Source organism: Micromonospora sp. NBC_01699 (assembly GCF_036250065.1).
Classification (GTDB): Bacteria; Actinomycetota; Actinomycetes; order Mycobacteriales; family Micromonosporaceae; genus Micromonospora_G.
Window position 1 is genome coordinate 6,304,036 of sequence record NZ_CP109199.1, and the last position, 15,948, is coordinate 6,319,983.

Annotated in this window: 14 protein-coding genes; 8 read left to right on the forward strand and 6 right to left on the reverse strand. The window is 72.1% G+C overall.

Annotated elements, in window-relative coordinates; genetic code table 11:
* Window positions 1-135: 135 nt before the first annotated feature.
* Entirely contained in the window at window positions 136-1,020 is an 885-nt protein-coding gene (locus tag OG792_RS25565) for an IniB N-terminal domain-containing protein (RefSeq protein WP_329103039.1), read from the reverse strand.
* A 277-nt stretch (window positions 1,021-1,297) separates the two neighbouring features.
* Between OG792_RS25565 and OG792_RS25570 the strand changes: the two genes are divergently transcribed.
* The 4 genes from OG792_RS25570 (at window position 1,298) to OG792_RS25585 (ending at window position 6,853) form a co-directional block, all read left to right on the forward strand.
* Window positions 1,298-2,716, forward strand: coding sequence for an Hsp70 family protein (locus tag OG792_RS25570; protein ID WP_329103041.1), 1,419 nt, complete (start codon window positions 1,298-1,300; stop codon window positions 2,714-2,716).
* Window positions 2,713-5,409: a helix-turn-helix transcriptional regulator gene (locus OG792_RS25575; protein WP_329103043.1), complete on the forward strand. Its 2,697-nt coding sequence runs from the start codon at window positions 2,713-2,715 to the stop codon at window positions 5,407-5,409. The genes OG792_RS25570 and OG792_RS25575 overlap by 4 nt, the downstream gene beginning before the upstream one ends.
* A gap of 75 nt (window positions 5,410-5,484) precedes the next feature.
* Entirely contained in the window at window positions 5,485-5,907 is a 423-nt protein-coding gene (locus OG792_RS25580) for a roadblock/LC7 domain-containing protein (RefSeq protein ID WP_329103045.1), read from the forward strand.
* Window positions 5,908-5,962: 55 nt separating this feature from the next.
* Entirely contained in the window at window positions 5,963-6,853 is an 891-nt protein-coding gene (locus OG792_RS25585; protein WP_329103047.1) for a cellulose binding domain-containing protein, read from the forward strand.
* 96 nt (window positions 6,854-6,949) lie between these two features.
* On the opposite strand, the gene OG792_RS25590 is transcribed toward OG792_RS25585, so the two are convergent.
* A complete protein-coding gene (locus OG792_RS25590) occupies window positions 6,950-7,396 on the reverse strand; it encodes a VOC family protein (protein WP_329103049.1) in 447 nt (148 codons plus the stop codon).
* 140 nt (window positions 7,397-7,536) lie between these two features.
* Window positions 7,537-8,808, reverse strand: a complete 1,272-nt coding sequence (locus OG792_RS25595; RefSeq protein WP_329103051.1) for a cellulose-binding domain-containing protein — start codon at window positions 8,806-8,808, stop codon at window positions 7,537-7,539.
* Between the two features lie 337 nt (window positions 8,809-9,145).
* Between OG792_RS25595 and OG792_RS25600 the strand changes: the two genes are divergently transcribed.
* Window positions 9,146-10,024, forward strand: coding sequence for an alpha/beta fold hydrolase (locus OG792_RS25600; protein ID WP_329103054.1), 879 nt, complete (start codon window positions 9,146-9,148; stop codon window positions 10,022-10,024).
* 325 nt (window positions 10,025-10,349) lie between these two features.
* Here OG792_RS25600 and OG792_RS25605 read toward each other — a convergent pair whose 3' ends face one another.
* Window positions 10,350-11,222 (reverse strand): DUF4352 domain-containing protein, encoded by an 873-nt coding sequence (locus OG792_RS25605; protein WP_329103055.1) that lies wholly within the window; start codon window positions 11,220-11,222, stop codon window positions 10,350-10,352.
* A 329-nt stretch (window positions 11,223-11,551) separates the two neighbouring features.
* On the opposite strand from OG792_RS25605, the gene OG792_RS25610 reads away from it, so the two are divergent.
* The gene (locus OG792_RS25610; protein WP_329103057.1) at window positions 11,552-12,778 is read left to right on the forward strand and encodes a S8 family peptidase; all 1,227 of its coding nucleotides are present in this window, start codon (window positions 11,552-11,554) and stop codon (window positions 12,776-12,778) included.
* Between the two features lie 12 nt (window positions 12,779-12,790).
* On the opposite strand, the gene OG792_RS25615 is transcribed toward OG792_RS25610, so the two are convergent.
* Window positions 12,791-13,678, reverse strand: a complete 888-nt coding sequence (locus OG792_RS25615; protein WP_329103059.1) for a hypothetical protein — start codon at window positions 13,676-13,678, stop codon at window positions 12,791-12,793.
* 137 nt (window positions 13,679-13,815) lie between these two features.
* Complete coding sequence (locus OG792_RS25620) at window positions 13,816-14,235, reverse strand: hypothetical protein (protein WP_329103062.1); 420 nt, start codon at window positions 14,233-14,235, stop codon at window positions 13,816-13,818.
* Between the two features lie 301 nt (window positions 14,236-14,536).
* Between OG792_RS25620 and OG792_RS25625 the strand changes: the two genes are divergently transcribed.
* Entirely contained in the window at window positions 14,537-15,457 is a 921-nt protein-coding gene (locus OG792_RS25625) for a ParA family protein (protein ID WP_329103064.1), read from the forward strand.
* A 23-nt stretch (window positions 15,458-15,480) separates the two neighbouring features.
* Entirely contained in the window at window positions 15,481-15,948 is a 468-nt protein-coding gene (locus tag OG792_RS25630) for a Rho termination factor N-terminal domain-containing protein (RefSeq protein ID WP_329103065.1), read from the forward strand.

Consider the following 15,948-nt stretch of genomic DNA (forward strand, 5'->3'; position numbering starts at 1 on the left):
CAAGTGTGCCGATTTCGACGCGATTATCAAGTGGGGTTGTGTCGAAAAAGGGCCGGAGGCCGGGCCCACCGCAGCGGGGCCCGGACTCCGGCCCGGTCGCCGCACCGCGCCCACCCCCGGCCGCGGCGCAGCCGATCAGAGCAGACCGTCGGTGATACCGAGCAGTCCGCCGGTGGCGGCGTGGGTGTCGGCGGTGGCGTGCGCGTCCGCGCCCAGGCCCAGGTCGCCGGTGAGGCCGGTGCTGCCGAGGGTGCCGCCGACGGTCGAGGTCACGCCGCCGAGCACCCCGTGGGTGTCGACCACGTCGCCGACCACCGGGACGCCGTTCAGGCCGTCGGTCAGACCGTCGGTGAGACCACCGGTCAGGCCGCCGACGTCGAGCGAGTCGGTCAGGCCGGTGATGTGGGTCAGGCCGGTCACCGTGTTCACCGCGAAGTCGGCGGTGCCGAGCAGACCGTCGGTGGCGGTGCCGTCGAGCACCGCACCGGTCGGGTCGTTGACCACGCTCTGCGTGGTGTCGACCACGCCGGTCACCCCGGAGGTGCCGACCACGCCCAGGTCGAGGGTGTTCGCCACGTCGTTCACCCCGGACAGGTCGGTGGCCAGGCCCGCCGGGCTGACCGCCGCGCCGATGCCGGGGATCACCGCGGCGGCGGCACCGAGGCCGGTCGGGTCGACCGTGATCGCGCCGAGCATGCCGGCGTTGACGTCCACGCTGTTGCCGAAACCGGCCGAGGTGATCTGGTCCGCGACCGCGTTCAGCTGCCCGACCACGCCGAGCGCGCCGCCGTCGAGACCGGCCAGGCCGCCGAGGTCGCCGACCGGGGCGAGCGCGGTGATGCCCTGCAACGGCACGGTGTCCACCACGAACGGGATGACGTCCTGCACGTCGGCCGGGGTGAGGTCGCCCAGCCCCGCGTCGGCCAGGGTGGCCTCGGGGTCGAGTTCGAAGGCCGACCGGGCGTCGACGTCGGTGAGCAGGTTCAGTACGAAGTCGTGCAGGTTCTGGGTGGAGTCCATGGTGGACAAATCTCCTCGGGTGAACGGGGGCCGGTCGGTTGGACGAGGTCGGGGCGTACCGGCGATGGGGGCGCCAGAACTGACACCGACGGTAGGCCGTGGGTGACGTACCGGACATCGGGGACGGATCCCCGTCCTGCGGGGAGCCCGACTAGGGCCGGAACCACCGTCGCGATTAGGGGCTTAGGGGGTCCGTCCCGTCAGATTTAGGGTCCCGTTGGTGGAGGGATCTCTGGTACGAAAGGATGAGTCAGAATCGCTCAAGGAATCGGGTGCAATGGCGTACGTCCTCGGGATCGACATCGGCGGGTCCCACGTCACCGCCGCCATCTCCCGGCTCTGGGACAACTCCTGGACCCAACCCGAGCCGAGCTGGCTCGACACCCACTCCCCCACCATCGCCCCGGTGCTGCACCTGGCCCCCAACGGCGCCCTCACCCCCGGTGACCCGACCCGCACCGGCACCCCCCGGGACACCGGCCGGGTCGCCCGGGACTTCGTCGCCCGCGTCGGCGACCCGGTCCCGCTGCTGGTCGGCGGCGAGCCCTGGGCCGCACCGGCGCTCACCGCCGTACTGACCGGGCGGGTGATCGAGCAGGTGGCGGCCCGCGAGGGCGGGCACCCCGAGCAGGTCGTGCTCGCCCACCCGGCCGGCTGGGGCGGGTACCGGCGGGGTCTGGTGCACGCCGCGCTCTGGGAGATCGGGCTGACCAACGTCACCCTGCTCGCCGAGGCGGTCACCGCCGCCGAGAGCCACGTCGCCGCCGGCTTCACCGGGCGCACGCTCGCCGTACTCGCGCTGCACGCCGACGGGTGCACCGCCAGCGTCGTCGGCCGGGCCCGGACCGGGGGCTTCGGCGTGCTCGACACGACCGGCGAGGGCGAGGCGTACGGCGGCGGCGAACTCGACCTCGACGAGGCGCTGCGCGAACACGTCCGGACCGAACTCGGCCGGCAACTCGGCCCCCGCCGGCTCGACGATCCACGGGTACGGCTCGCCCTGCTCGGACTGCCCGACGAATGCGCCCGCGCCCGCGAACGACTCGCCATCACCACCGAGACCGACGTACGCCTGCACCTGCCCGACGGGGCGATCCGGGTGCCGGTCAGCCGGGCCGAGTTCACCGAACTGGTCCGCCCCGCCGTCCGGGTCGCCGTCGACACCCTGGCCGCCGCCGTACGGGGAAGCGGGCTGCCGTCCGACCGGCTCGACGGCGTACTGCTGGTCGGCGGTTTTGCCCGGACGCCGCTGGTCGCCGAGCTGGCGTCGGCCCGCTTCCCCGACCTGGTCACCGTCGGCCCCGACCCGGACACCGACGCGGCGGCCGGTGCAGCCGTCGCCGCCGGCCAGATAGTGCTGCCCACCCCCCGGCCCGAAGCACGCCCGGCCGGACCCCGCCGAGCCGAGCCGAACCCGGCCGAACCGGCACCGGCCCGGACCACACCCGCCCCGAGCCACCACGAACCACAGTGGACATATCCCGAACCGCTCCGGGGCCGACAACCCCTCCGCGACCCGGTCCGGGCGGAACCCGAACCCGCGCCCCCACCCCGCCCACCGATCCGGATCACCCCGCTGAACCTGCCGAAATCCCGTGGTACGGGTCTGCGCGGCGCCGGACGCGAGCCGTCCGCCGCCAACCGCGACCCGATCGACCAGCGCCCGGGTCGCAGTGCCACGAGAGGACACCGTTGAGTCCGCACACCGCCATCCGTTCCGAGCTCGTGCTGGACGGACCGACCAGGGCGCTGCTCGACGCGGTCGACGCCGATCCGCACGCCCCGCTGACCGTCGCCGTCACCGCCCCCGGCGGATACGGCAAGAGCGCCCTGCTGCACGAACTCGCCGGGATCTACCGGCGGGCCGGGCACCCGGTGCTCGACGGCTGGCCGGTCGGCGCGACCGCCCCCGAACCGGGTGCCGTACTGCTGGTCGACGACGCGCACCTGCTCGACGGAGCCCGGCTGCGCGAACTGCGCCACCGGCTGGACACCGGTCCGGTCCGGCTGGTGGTCGCGTACCGGCCCTGGCCCCGACCGGCGGCCCTGGTCGAACTCGCCGAACAGCTCAGCCGGGACCGGCCACCGCTGCTGCTCGCCCCGTTCACCGCGCAGCGGACCGCCGCCCGGCTCGCCAACACGTACGGCCACCGGCCCGAACCGGCGCTGGTCAGCTTCGTACAGGGGCAGACGGGCGGCGTACCCCGGTTCGTCGAACGGCTGGCGGCGGCCCTGCGGCCGGAGTCCGGCGGCCCGACCCAGCCGCCGACCCAGCCGCCGGCCCGGCCGGCGGAAGCCGGGGCGGAAGCGGGCGGGACCGGACACCGGGTGCCGCCGGCGGCGCTGCTGCCGTTCGGGACCGAGGTCGCCGACCTCACCTGGCCGGTCCGACGCCTGCTGCTCGCCGTCGCCGCCGGGGTGCCGCTCCCGGTCGACCTGCTCGGCGCCCTGCTCGAACAGGACCCCGACGGGGTGGACGAAACCCTGGCCGAGGCCCGCGCCAGCGGCCTGCTCGGCCCGGACGACCGGCTGCCCCCGATCGTCGAACGGGCGGTCACCTCGCTCAGCCCCGCCAGCCAGCGGACGGCGGTCTGGCAACGGCTCGCCGAGTTGCAACGCGGACGCGGCGCCCCGGTGCTGCCGCTGGTCCGGTCGATGCTCACCCCCGGCGTCGGCGGCGAGTACGCCGGCCCGACCATCGAGGCCGCCGCCGAGGAGGCACTGGCCGACCAGCCGTCACTGGCCGCCGACCTCTTCGCGGCGGCAGCCGCCGCCGGTCGGCCGACCACCGCCCGACAGGCGTACGCGGCGGCGCTCGCCGGGGACCTCGACACCGCGCTACGGCTGGCCGACCGGCTGGTCTGCGCGGCCGACGCCGACGACCGGCGGGACGGCGCCACGGTCGCCGCGACCGCGCTGGCCCACCGGGGCCAACTCGGCCGGGGCGCCGAGCTGTACCGCTGGTCGAACGCGCCCTCGTCGGCCGCGTTCGCGGCGATCGCCACCATCGGCACCGGCCACGTCGCCGAACCGGACGCGCCCGCACCGCAGCCGTCGACCGACGCGCCGCCGACGCTGCTCACCAGCGCCGCGCTGCTGACCGTCCGGGGCGTACGGGAAACACTCACCGCCCCGCCGACCGCCGCGCTGTCCACCCTCGTCCAGGCCGCCGCGCTGCTCGAACCCGCCGGTCGTACGGTCCTGCTGCCGGACAGCCCGGCGGCGCTCGCCGCCCTGGTGGCACTGCACTGCGGTGAACTGGAGATCGGCGAACGGGTGCTCGACCGGGCCATCGCCGCCGGCCTCGGCGGGGCGCTGATGTCCCGCCGGCACCGGCTCCTCCAGGCGTGGATCCTGATGGTGCGCGGCCGTACGGCGCTGGCCGCCGACGCGCTGCACGAGGTCACCGGCCCGGCCGAACCGCCGCCGGCCGGTCCCGGACCGCTGCCCGGCCCTCCCCGACCGGGGCGGGACAATGCCGGCCCGCTCGAATCGCGGGACCAGCTCTTCGCCAGCGCGCTGGAGATGGGCATCGCCCGCCGCAACAGCGACCTGCCGGCGGTGCAGCGCGCCTGGGGGCAGGCCCGGGAGGCGCTGGTCCGGCACCCGGTCGACCTGTTCAGCTTCCTGCCGCTGGGCGAGATCACCATCGCGGCGGCCCGGCTCGGCGAACTCAACCGGCTCGAACCGTATCTGCGTGAGGCGTACGGGTTGCTCGACCGGCTCGGCGCGCCCGCGCTCTGGGCCACCCCGCTGCGGTGGAGCGGACTACACGCGGCGATCATCGCCGAACTTCCGGCGGCGGCCGACGAACACGTCGCGGCGCTCGGCGCGAACGTCGCCCACAGCCGGTACTCTGCCGTGATGGCCGCCGCTGCCGAGAGCTGGGTGGAGGTGCTGCGTGGAACCGTCGATCCCGGTCGGGTCGAGTCCGCCGCGCGTGGGCTGCACGATGCCGGGCTGGGCTGGGACGGTGCACGACTCGCCGGACAGGCCGCGATCCGGACTGCGGACCGGCGCGCGATGACCGCGCTGCTCGACTGTGCCCGGATGTTGCAGGGCCGACCCGCCGGTCAGAAGGGCGGCACCCATCCGGGCGGCACCGCCAACACCCCGGTCACCGACGCCGTCACCGCACCGACCGAGAGCCGTCTCAGCGACCGGGAACAGGAGGTGGCCGACCTGGTCCTGACCGGCCTGACCTACAAGCAGATCGGCGACCGGCTCTTCATCTCGGCCAAGACGGTCGAACACCATGTCGCCCGGATGCGCCAGCGGCTGAACTGTGCCAACCGGGGGGAGCTGCTCAACCGGCTCCGGGAACTGGCCGCCGCCCGGGTCGGCAACGGGTCGGCGACCCCCACCTGGCCGAAACGGCCGGCGTCGTGACCGGCCGCCCACGGTTCACGTACGGATGACAGTCAACACTGATGCCGGCCCACGGCAGCGAGAGGACAACGACGAGTGGCTTCCCCGATGGTCGCGACCGACAACCTGACCCGGCTCCTGGACGACCTCGTCAACCGGGTCACCGGAGCGGACCTGGCGATGGTGCTATCCCCCGACGGACTGCCACTCGCCGCCTCCGGGCAGGTCGACGGCGAGTTGGCCGATCAGGTCGCCAGCGTGACCGCCGGCCTGCACGCGCTGGCCGTGGCGACCGGGCGGCAGACCGGGGCGGGTACCGTACGTCAGATCATCGTGCAGATGCGCGAGGCGTACCTGTTTGTCGCCACGACTCGCGGCGGAGCCGTCCTCACCGTACGGTTCGACGGTGACGTGGAGGTCGGCGACGTCGCGTACGAGGTGGCACTCTTCGCCGGGCAGGCACACCGCCACCTGCCGGTCTACCTCGAACCCGCGCCGGCCCCCTCGACCACGGAGTGACCGGCGGGCCGACATCGGGGACCCGCGGATCGAGCACCGAGAAGGAGTACCGGCCGTGAATCCGGACGAGCCCACCGGCGATCTACGGCTCGAATCGCCGGACCGTCCATCGGGGACCGTCCCACCACCACCATTTTCGCCACCGCCACCGCCACCCCGGACCGGGCCGCCGCCCCGGACCCGTGCGGTCGCGGTGCTCGACGCCGTACTCGGGGCGGCGGCGGCCGTCCGCGCCGCCTTCACCTTCGGGTCCGCCCGTCGCGGTGCTGCCGGCGGTGCCGCCGGTGGGGTGACCGTCGGTGGCTGGTCGGTCGGGGTCGGTGTGGTCGCCGGGGCGGCCGCGGTGCTGTCCGCGATCGTCCTGCTCATCGTGCTGGTCCTGCGTACGCCGGACCGGGACGGACCGTTGGCGGTGACACCGCCGGCCGAGGTGGGGGTCGGCAGCAGCGCCGATCCCGGCACCCCCGGCAACGAGGCGAGCCCGAACGCGGTCCAGACCGGGCCGCCCGGTCCGGAGGCCGTTCCGCCCGTCGGGCTGCCGGCCCAGCCGGAGAACCCCACCGGCGCGGAGGCCGGACCGGGGACCGGACCGGCCTCGGCGGCACCGCCCGCGCCCCCGGCCGTGCCGCTGACCGCGACGTACGCGATCGGGGACGCGACCCTGGTCGGCTACCGGGTGACGGTGACCATCGACAACCCGAATCCGGAACCCGTGTCGAGCTGGACGGTGGCGATCACCCTGCCCCGGTCACCGATGACGGTCCGGGAGGTCACCGGCGCGCAGGTCACCCGGAACGGCACCACCTGGACCTTCGTACCCACCCCCGAAACCCCACCCGCACCGGCCGGCGGCTCGGTCACCTTCCACTTCCGGGTCGACGCCGTCGGCCTCGGCGCCGCCCCCACCGCCTGCACCATCAACACCCACCCCTGCACCGCCCCCTGACCAGACGCGCCTGCTTCACGGAAGGAGTGGTTGTCGCGGCTCGGATAACCACTCTTTCCGTGAAATAGTGGCCGGCGCGGATCGCACGCCGGGGGGTCAGCGGGGGGCGCGGCCGACCATCTCCAGGATGCCGGTGCCCTGGCCGACCTCGATCAGGTAGCCGTCGGGGTCCTGTAGGTAGCAGCGGATCTCCATGCCGTGGTCCTTGGGCTCGGTGAGGAACTCGCCGCCGCGTGAGCGCCACTCGTCATAGGTCGCGCGTACGTCGGTGACCCTGATGTTCATCGCGCAGCTCAGCGTGCCGGAGTCCTGCGGGGCGCGGGCCTGCACGGTCGGCTTGTCGTCGGTCGGACCGCCCTCGGTGTTGATCACGATGTAGCTGTTGCGGAACCGCAGAATGCACGGCTGCCGCTCCCGTACGCAGGTGGCGCCCAGCACCCGCTCGTAGAACTCCCGTGACCGGTCGACGTCCCGGACGATCAACAGGGTGGTGAGCACCGCCCCACCCTCGGGCTCGAAGTAGTCGAGCGTCGCTCCGGTCATCTCCGCTCCTCGGGTTCGGCCGCCGCCCCCGATGGGCGACTGCTGCCGCATCCCCGGTCAGCGAAAATCAAACCCCCGGCCGTACGGGCCGAGCCGGGCGTTACCCCGACCCGGCCCGTACGGCTGGTCGAATTCGGGCGTCAGCAGCCGATCCGGCTCGAACCGAGCGCCACGTCGTCGAACCAGAGCGTGTCCGCCCCCTCGCCGTAGCTCTCCCAGCCCAGCCGCAGGTCGGTCAGGTTCGGCCGCCAGTTCGCCCGGTTGAGCCACTGCCCGTCGATGTCGTGGGTGGGGGTGCCGTCGACGGTCAGGCCGGTGACCGCGGTGCCGTCGACCCAGGTCTGCAACCGGCCCTGCACCCCGTCGACCACGAACTCCACGCAGGTCCACCGGTTGGTCGGCAGCGGCACGCTCAGCGCCACCCCGGCCGGGCTCTGCTCCGGCAGGGTCGCGTCGTCGGACGCCCGGTTCCACTGCAACGCCCCGTTCTGGCCGCCGACCCGCAGGTCACGGTTGCCGTCGTTGGCGTCACGCATGGCCAGGAAGGTCACGTGCTGGGTCGGCAGCGGCGTGGTGTGCCGTACCCAGAGCCGGCCGTAGCGCACCTGACCGAGGCCGGCGAGGTCGCGGGTGGCCCGGACGAAGACGTGGTTGCAGTAGCCGGCGGTGCCGTTTATCCGTACCGACCTGGTGCCCTGGTGCGCCACCGTGCTGTCGATGGTGGCCGAACCGCTGCCCTGGCAGTCGGGGTAGTTGACGCTCCAGGCGCCGGTCGGCGTACCGCCGGTCTGGCTCTCGAAACCGTCACAGAACGCGGCCGTGCCACACCCGCTCGGCGGCGGAGTGGTCGCGGGCGGGGTGGTCGCCGGGGGCGTCGTGGCCGGGGGCGTCGTGGCCGGCGGAGTCGTCGGCGGCGCGGTGGTGGCCGGCGGGGTCGTGCTCGGCGGCGGAGTGGTCGGCGGCGGGGCCGTGGTGGGCCCGACGTCGTTGCAGGGTACGCCGTTGAGCGTGAACCCGGTCGGCGCCGGGTTGCTCGCGCCGAAGGTGCCCTGCACCCCGAACTCGGTGGACCCGCCGGCCGGCAGGCTGCCGTTCCAGCCGGCGTTGGTCGCGGTGACCACCGCGCCGACCTGGGCGACCTGTGCGCTCCAGCCGTTGGTGATCCGCTGGTCGGCGGCGGGATAGGTCCAGCGGACGGTCCACCCGGTGATCGGGCTGGCGCCGTTGGTCAGCTTGACGGTGGCGGTGAAGCCGCCGGGCCACTGGTTGACCCGGTAGTCGACCAGACAACCGGCCGCCGCCGAGGCGGGTGCGGTCAGGGTCGGGCCGGCGAGGGTGACGACGCTCGCGGCGAGCGCGGTCACCAGGGCGGTGAGCAGCGGCACGCGACGGCGTACGGGGACGAGTTTCATGACGGGTGGGATCCTTCCGACCGGCTGCCGGTGCCCCGCCGGTCGGACCGGGCTGCCGGCAGCGTGGCTGCGACGACGACACGGCCCCCGCGCCGCATCGCGCGGACGGCCGCCACCCGGCTCCGGTGCTCGTTGCCCGCCGGCACCCGGTTCGACCGTGCCCGTGCCGGCGGCAACACCCGCCCATGCTATATACCCCCATCTATTCCTACAACCAGCCGACCAGCGCCGACCGCGCCGTCGTCCGACGCGGGTGTACCGGCCCGGACGACGGGTAGACCGGCTCGGACGACGGGTGGACCGGCTCGACCGGGTGGGGCCAGCGGGGAGGGCGACCATGAACGGCGGACGGGTGCCGCAGGGGTACACCGAACAGCGGGTTCAGGTCGGCGACGTCGGCATCAACTACGTACGCGGCGGCCGGGGCGATCCGCTGGTCCTGCTGCACGGCTACCCGCAGACCTGGTACATGTGGCGCAAGGTGCTGCCCGAACTCGCCCGCCACTACACCGTCGTCGCGCCCGACCTGCGCGGCGCCGGGGGCAGCGACGCCCCACCCGACGGGTACGACAAGAAGACGCTCGCCGACGACGTACACGGGCTGCTCGCCCAACTGGACCTGGACGGCGACCTCCGCGTCGTCGGCCACGACATCGGCACGATGGTCGCGTACGCGTACGCCGCCGAGCACGGCGACGACGTACGCAAACTCGTGCTCACCGAGGCGCCCATCCCGGACGGGAGCCTGTTCCGGATCCCGTCCCTCACCCCGGACGGCCCCGGTTTCTGGAACCTCGGCTTCTTCAGCCTGCCCAACGGGCTGCCGGAGGAGATCGTGGACGGCCGGGAGGAACTCTGGGTGGACCGGTTCACCGACTCGATGGAGGTGCAGGACGGCATCTCCGCCGACGACGTCCGCGAGTACGCCCGCCACCTGAAGGACAGCGCCCACCTGCGGGCCAGCTTCGAGTATTTCCGCGCCCTGCCGCAGGACATCGCCGACAACAGCGAGTACACCAGGACGAAGTTGACCATGCCCGTGCTCGCCCTCGGTGCCCGAGCCAGTCTCGGCGAGTCCGTACCGGACCAGGTTCGGCAGTACGCGACCATGGTGAGCGGCGACGTCATCGAGGACTCCGGGCACTGGATCTTCGAGGAGCAGCCGGCCGAACTCACCGACCGGCTGCTGCACTTCCTCGGGGCACCCACCGGCTAGACGAGTAACTCCTAACTCCCCCCGATGCCCACTCCACCGATTTCGTCGACGATCTTGCACTTGTGGTGCCCGGATTAGGCCCCTCATCCAGATTTGTTCACCACCACAAGTGCAAGATCGTCGCGCCGTCTGGTGGGCGGCGGATGGGAGTGGTTCGATCTGCGGGTTCTGTGGCTCTTGAGGGCGACGGGGACGACAACCAGCCAGAGTTAGGGATTATTCGTCTCGGTCAACGGCCCGCCCCCGCTCGGGCGGCCATCGGCGGCGACCGGCCTCGGAGCTAGACCGTGGCGGCCGGTGTCAGAGCGAGACGTGGCGGCCGGTGTCAGAGCGAGACCGTGGCGTCCTCGGCGAGGGTGAACAGTCCGGCATCGAAGACGATCGTGGTCAGCTTGGTGTTCTTCGGCACGTCGAAGTAGACGAAGGAACGGATCGAGTTGCCCGGATTGATCTCGTCCAGGAATCCGGCGCCGTCCTTGTTGCCGTAGATGTTGGCCTCGCCGTCCGCCTCGTATTCGCGGTCGCTCGCGTCCTGCGCGCTGACGGTTCCGTCGGCGTGGAACAGATGCGCCTTCTTCGTCACGTTCTTCACGGAAACGTCGGCCCGACAGAACGTACCCTGCGCCTTCCGGTTCAGGTAGGAACTGCCGACCTGGGCGATGCCGCACTTGACGCCGTGTACGACAAATTCGAAGTCGCCGCCCCGTACGGTCTCGCCGACCCTGTACTTCTTCGGCCCTTCCGGCGGGGCCTTCGGTGCCTCGGTCTTGGCCGGCTCGGCGGCCTTCGGCGCCGCCGGGGCGTCCGAACCGGCGGCCGTGGGCAGCGCCACCGGCAGGCCGGCGGAGGTGTTCGTCCGGTCCGGGTCGCCGAAACTGGCCGCGATGATCGTGCCGCCGCAGCAGAGTACGAGCGCGATCCCGCCCCCGATCAGGCTCGGCGCCAACCACCTCCGGCGCCGGCGCGGGGCGACGCTCGGAAAGTTCGGCGGGGCGGACTGGTAGCCGGACGGCGGTTCGGCCTGGTAGCCGGACGGCGGCTCGGGCTGGTAGCCGGACGGCGGCTCGGGCTGGTAGCCGGGCGGCGGCGGCTCGGGCTGGTAGCCGGATGACGGCGGGGCGGGCTGATAGCTCGCCACGCCCGGCTGGTAGACGGGCTGGTACGGCGGCTCCTGGCCGGGGTGGTTCGGGGTGCTCATGTTCTTCTCCGCGTCGATGTCGGGGGGCACCCCGCAGCGGGAGCGCGAGCACAGACGTTGCCACAGCGCAGTCACCGCGACAGGGCATCATTCGGTCACTCTGTGCGGCCGAAGAGTTAACCCTCCTTTAAGGACACCGACCCGTGTCGCAGTCCCCGCAAGCCGCCCGAACACGGTGTTTTCAACTACCAGCGGAACGAAACACCGAAAAGGTGGAGCGCCATCGGCCACAAATTGGTTCCGTCATCCGAAGGGTTGGCGAGCAACACGCCAATACATAGACTGACCTCTATTATTGTGCGCATTGACGGTTCAGACGGGAGTGGGAGATGACTCTGCCCGACCTGCGGTACGCCCGGCGACTGGCGCTCGCCACACTGACCGCGCTGGTGACCGGCGCGGTCGCCACCGCCGGACCGGCCGGCGCCGTACCGGTGGCGGACGCCGCACCACCGACCGGCCAGATCCGGTACGCGGACAGCCCGACCGCCGTCGCCGGCAGTTACCTCGTGGGGCTCCGCGACGGTGCGGCCGGGGGCGTCGCCGGCTCGGCCCGTGCCGCCGCCGGGGTGCCGGTCAAGGCCACCGAGCTGACCACCCGGTACGGGGGCGTCGTGACCCACCTGTACGACGCCGCCCTGAACGGCTTCGCGACCCGGATGAGTGCCGAGTCGGCCCGGCGGCTGGCGGCCCACCCGGACGTCGCCTGGGTGGAGCAGGACCAGCGGGTGACGACCACCGCGACCCAGCTCAACCCGCCGTCGTGGGGGCTGGACCGGATCGACCAGCACCCGCTTCCGCTGAACCAGTCGTACACCTACCCGAACACCGCCCCCAACGTCCGGGCGTACGTGATCGACACCGGCATCCGGTTCACCCACACCGACTTCAACGGCCAGGCGACCAGCGGCTACGACGCGGTCGACGGCGGTACGGCCGACGACTGCAACGGACACGGCACACACGTCGCCGGCACCCTCGGCGGCCAACTGCACGGGGTGGCCAAGGACGTCCACCTGGTGGCCGTACGGGTGCTCGACTGCAACGGCTCCGGCACGTACGCCGGGGTGGTCGCCGGGGTCAACTGGGTGACCGCGAACGCGGTGAAGCCGGCCGTGGCCAACATGAGTCTCGGCGGCCCGGTCAGCACGGCGGTGGACAGCGCGGTGTCCAACTCGATCAACTCCGGCGTGAGCTACTCGGTCGCGGCCGGCAACAACACCGGCAACGTCTGCAACAACTCCCCGGCTCGGGTCCCGGCGGCGATCACCGTCGGCGCCAGCACCATCACCGACGCCAAGGCGACCTACTCCAACCCCGGCCCCTGCCTGGACCTGTACGCACCGGGCACCAACATCACGTCGACCTGGCACACCAGTAACACCGCCACCAACACCATCAGCGGAACCTCGATGGCCACCCCGCACGTGGCCGGTGCGGCGGCGCTGGTGCTGTCGGTCAACCCACTCTGGACCCCGGCCCAGGTCCGCAACTACCTGGTCGCGAACGCCACCACCGGCGTACCGGCGAGCCCGCTGCTGTTCGTCGTGAACTGACCGATCCGCGGGTCAGTCGGTCAGCGCGGCGACGCCGTCCGGGCCGAGCACCGGCAGGTAGTCGGTCGGCTGGTCGAGACACGAGACGGCATCCGCCGCGTCGACGATCTCGACCAGCCGGTCGATCAACGCGTCCGGGTCGGGCCGCAGTTCCAGGCAGAGCCGGACGTGTACCGCGCGCAGCCCCGCCCCGATCTCCTCGATGTCGTTCTCCCCGTCCCCGTTGACGAGCCGGGCGGCGCACCCGTCGAAGCGCCGGGCGGCGTACTCGACCAGCAGCAGCGTCGCCTCGGTGGCGGGCCGCTGGGCGAGCACCTCCAACTCCTCGACCAGCAGTTGAGCGGCCTTGGCCACGTCGTACGGATCCGACTGGTCGGTGCCGGTGAGGCCGTCGACGGTTTCGCGCACGTCGGCCAGTTCGGCGTCCGTCGGTGCGCCGAGCTGCCCGGCGTACGCCAGCAGTCGGGTCTCCAGCCGACGGTCGGTGACCGCGTGCTCGGCCACCAGCATGGCCAGCCGACGGACCGGGAGGGTCGCGGCGACCTCGGCCAACCGACGGATCTCCGGATCGAGCGCCACGGTCGACGGGGCGGTGGCCGACGACGACCAGGGGAACCCGTCGCCGATGGCGGCCAGCGTCAGCGTGACCGCGTGCGCGCACAACTCCTCCGGGTCGGCCGCCGAGGCGGCACACTCGCACTCGCCGGTGAAGGTGCCGCCGACCACGCCGACCCACACCTCGTGGACCGTCGCGTCACCGCCGCGTACGGCGCCGATCACGCCGCCGCCCACCTCGACGATCCGACCCAGCCCACCACCGGCCAGCAGTTCCTCGGCCTCGCGGTAGACCGCCGGCTCCACCGCGCCACGCACCGCGTCCACGTCGATTCGCACAACCATGCGCCCATTGAACCGGTGCCGTCCCGACCACCCGTACCGGGGTCGCCCGGGTGGGAGGTCGGTCGACCACCCACCCGGGCCCGGCTCGCCGAGCCGGCCGACTGCGGCCAGCAGTACCGGCAGCGACTACCGGAAGATCAGTTGCAGTACGACCAGGTGCTCGACCACCAGCTACTGTTGCTGCCCGCACCTGACCAGCGGATGCACTGCCCCGGGGCACTGATCCGGACCGGCCCGGCGTAGTAGAGGAAGTTGCCCTGATCGGTGCCGGAACGGCCGTCCGCGGTCTCGACCGAGGCGCCCACGAAGCTCGCGTTGCCACGGTTCGCGGTCTTGATGGTCACGACACAGTTGTACGCCGCACCGCCCTGCGAGGCGAGCACGTAGACCGTCGCGCCGGAGACCCCGTGGCTGTTGAGCACGTAGTAGTCGGATCCGCAGAGCGCCACCGGGCTCTCGGCGGCCTGTGCCGGCGCCGCCATGGTCAGCGAGGCCGCCACCAGCGTGATCGCCACGGCGGCGAAGCTCAACAGCTTCTTCTTCATCTCTTCCCCCATATCCGTCACGGTGCGCCACCGACAGATTCGGTGATCCACCGCACACGGCAGGCTAGATCGAGGGCCTTCCACCCGGCCGTCCAAGTTGAGCGGGTGTGACGTGTCCCACCGATCGTCCACTGTGGCAGCACGATCCACTGTGGCAGCACGATCCACTGTGGCAGCAAAGGGATTGACTCTGGCCAGCAGCGGGTTGGCCGACGCGGCGACCGGCACGCCGAACACCCGGCAGACCCGCTGGGGTGGGCCCCGCACGTGGCATGCTGCCTACCATGCGTACACCCGCGAAGTTGGCGCGGCGGTGTCCACAGTGACCGTGGTGTCGGTCATCAACTACAAGGGCGGCGTCGGCAAGACCACCCTCACCGCGAACCTCGGCGCCGAGCTGGCCGCCCGTGGGCTCAGGGTGCTGCTCATCGACCTGGATCCGCAGGCCAGCCTGACCTTCTCGTTCTACAAACCGGGCGACTGGGAACGCGACCTCGCCGACGAACACACCATTTTGCAGTGGTTCGGGTCGGTGCTGGCGACCGAGCCGACCGCACCACTGTGGCGCTACGTGCTCACCCCGCCGCTGGTCAACGACGCGATCACCCAGGTCGGCGGCGGACGGCTCGACCTGGTCGCCTCACACCTCGACCTGGTCGACGTCGATCTCGACTTCGCCGCCCTGCTCGGCGGCTCCCGGTTCCAGCACGGCAGTCCACGGTTCCTGGACCTGCACCGCGCCCTGACCGACGCACTCAACGACCCGAAATTCCAGGAGTACGACCTGGTCCTGCTCGACTGCGCGCCCAACTTCACCATGGTCACCCGAACCGGCATCGTGGCCAGCGACCACATCCTCATTCCGGCGAAGGCGGACTACCTCTCCACACTCGGCATCGATTATCTCCGCCGGAAGGTGTCCGAGCTGGTCCGTGACTTCAACCGGGTGACAACGGACAGCGCCGCGCAGATCAACCCGGAATTCATCGGCGTGGTCTTCAACATGGTCCAGTACGGCAACAACGGTCCCATCGTGGCCTCGCGCAACTTCATCGGGTTGACCGGCGGCCTGGAGCTGCCCGTGTTCAACCAGATGATCAGGGAGAACAAGACGCTGTTCGGCCCGGCCGGCGAGAACGGCATCCCGGCGGTGCTCGTACCCAACGGAAATGCCACCATCCAGTACGAACTCCAGCAGCTCGCCAGCGAACTGCTCGCCCGGATCCGTACCTGACCCGTTTCGTACGAGGAGTAGACGTGACCAGCCCGGCCGATCTGACCCACGACGTCCTGCTCCGGGTGGCGGAGTTCATCCGTACGCTGCCGGCCGACCAGCTCGCCGACCTGGCCGCCGGACGGGCCCAGCTCCAGCTCACCGGGCAGCCGACGGCCACCGCAACCGTACGAACCGCGCCCGTACGAGCCCCGCGCGGGCGGGCGGCGGCAGCGGCGAAGCCGATCACGGCCACTGGCAGCGTCGCACCGGTCTCGGCCGAGAAGGTACGGGCCGATCTGATCTCGATCGGCGACCGGGCTGCCGCCACCCGTTACCTCGACGACCTGGGACTCAAGGTTCCTGAGCTGCGAACGCTGGCCCGCGAGTTGAACATCGCAATCCCGAGCCGGGTGAACAAGCCGGACGTGGTGGCCGCGATCGTGCAGTGGACCGTCGGGCGGCGACTCGACTCGGCCGCGATCAGCCGACCCGCCCCGGCCCGCGACTGA

What these genes read in the sequence shown, in the direction of transcription:
- OG792_RS25600 (WP_329103054.1), top strand. Translation starts at nt 9,146, where the DNA reads ATGAACGGCGGACGGGTGCCGCAGGGGTACACCGAACAGCGGGTTCAG.
- OG792_RS25590 (WP_329103049.1), bottom strand. Translation starts at nt 7,396, where the DNA reads ATGACCGGAGCGACGCTCGACTACTTCGAGCCCGAGGGTGGGGCGGTG.
- OG792_RS25620 (WP_329103062.1), bottom strand. Translation starts at nt 14,235, where the DNA reads ATGGGGGAAGAGATGAAGAAGAAGCTGTTGAGCTTCGCCGCCGTGGCG.
- OG792_RS25615 (WP_329103059.1), bottom strand. Translation starts at nt 13,678, where the DNA reads ATGGTTGTGCGAATCGACGTGGACGCGGTGCGTGGCGCGGTGGAGCCG.
- OG792_RS25605 (WP_329103055.1), bottom strand. Translation starts at nt 11,222, where the DNA reads ATGAGCACCCCGAACCACCCCGGCCAGGAGCCGCCGTACCAGCCCGTC.
- OG792_RS25610 (WP_329103057.1), top strand. Translation starts at nt 11,552, where the DNA reads ATGACTCTGCCCGACCTGCGGTACGCCCGGCGACTGGCGCTCGCCACA.
- OG792_RS25565 (WP_329103039.1), bottom strand. Translation starts at nt 1,020, where the DNA reads ATGGACTCCACCCAGAACCTGCACGACTTCGTACTGAACCTGCTCACC.
- OG792_RS25595 (WP_329103051.1), bottom strand. Translation starts at nt 8,808, where the DNA reads ATGAAACTCGTCCCCGTACGCCGTCGCGTGCCGCTGCTCACCGCCCTG.
- OG792_RS25570 (WP_329103041.1), top strand. Translation starts at nt 1,298, where the DNA reads ATGGCGTACGTCCTCGGGATCGACATCGGCGGGTCCCACGTCACCGCC.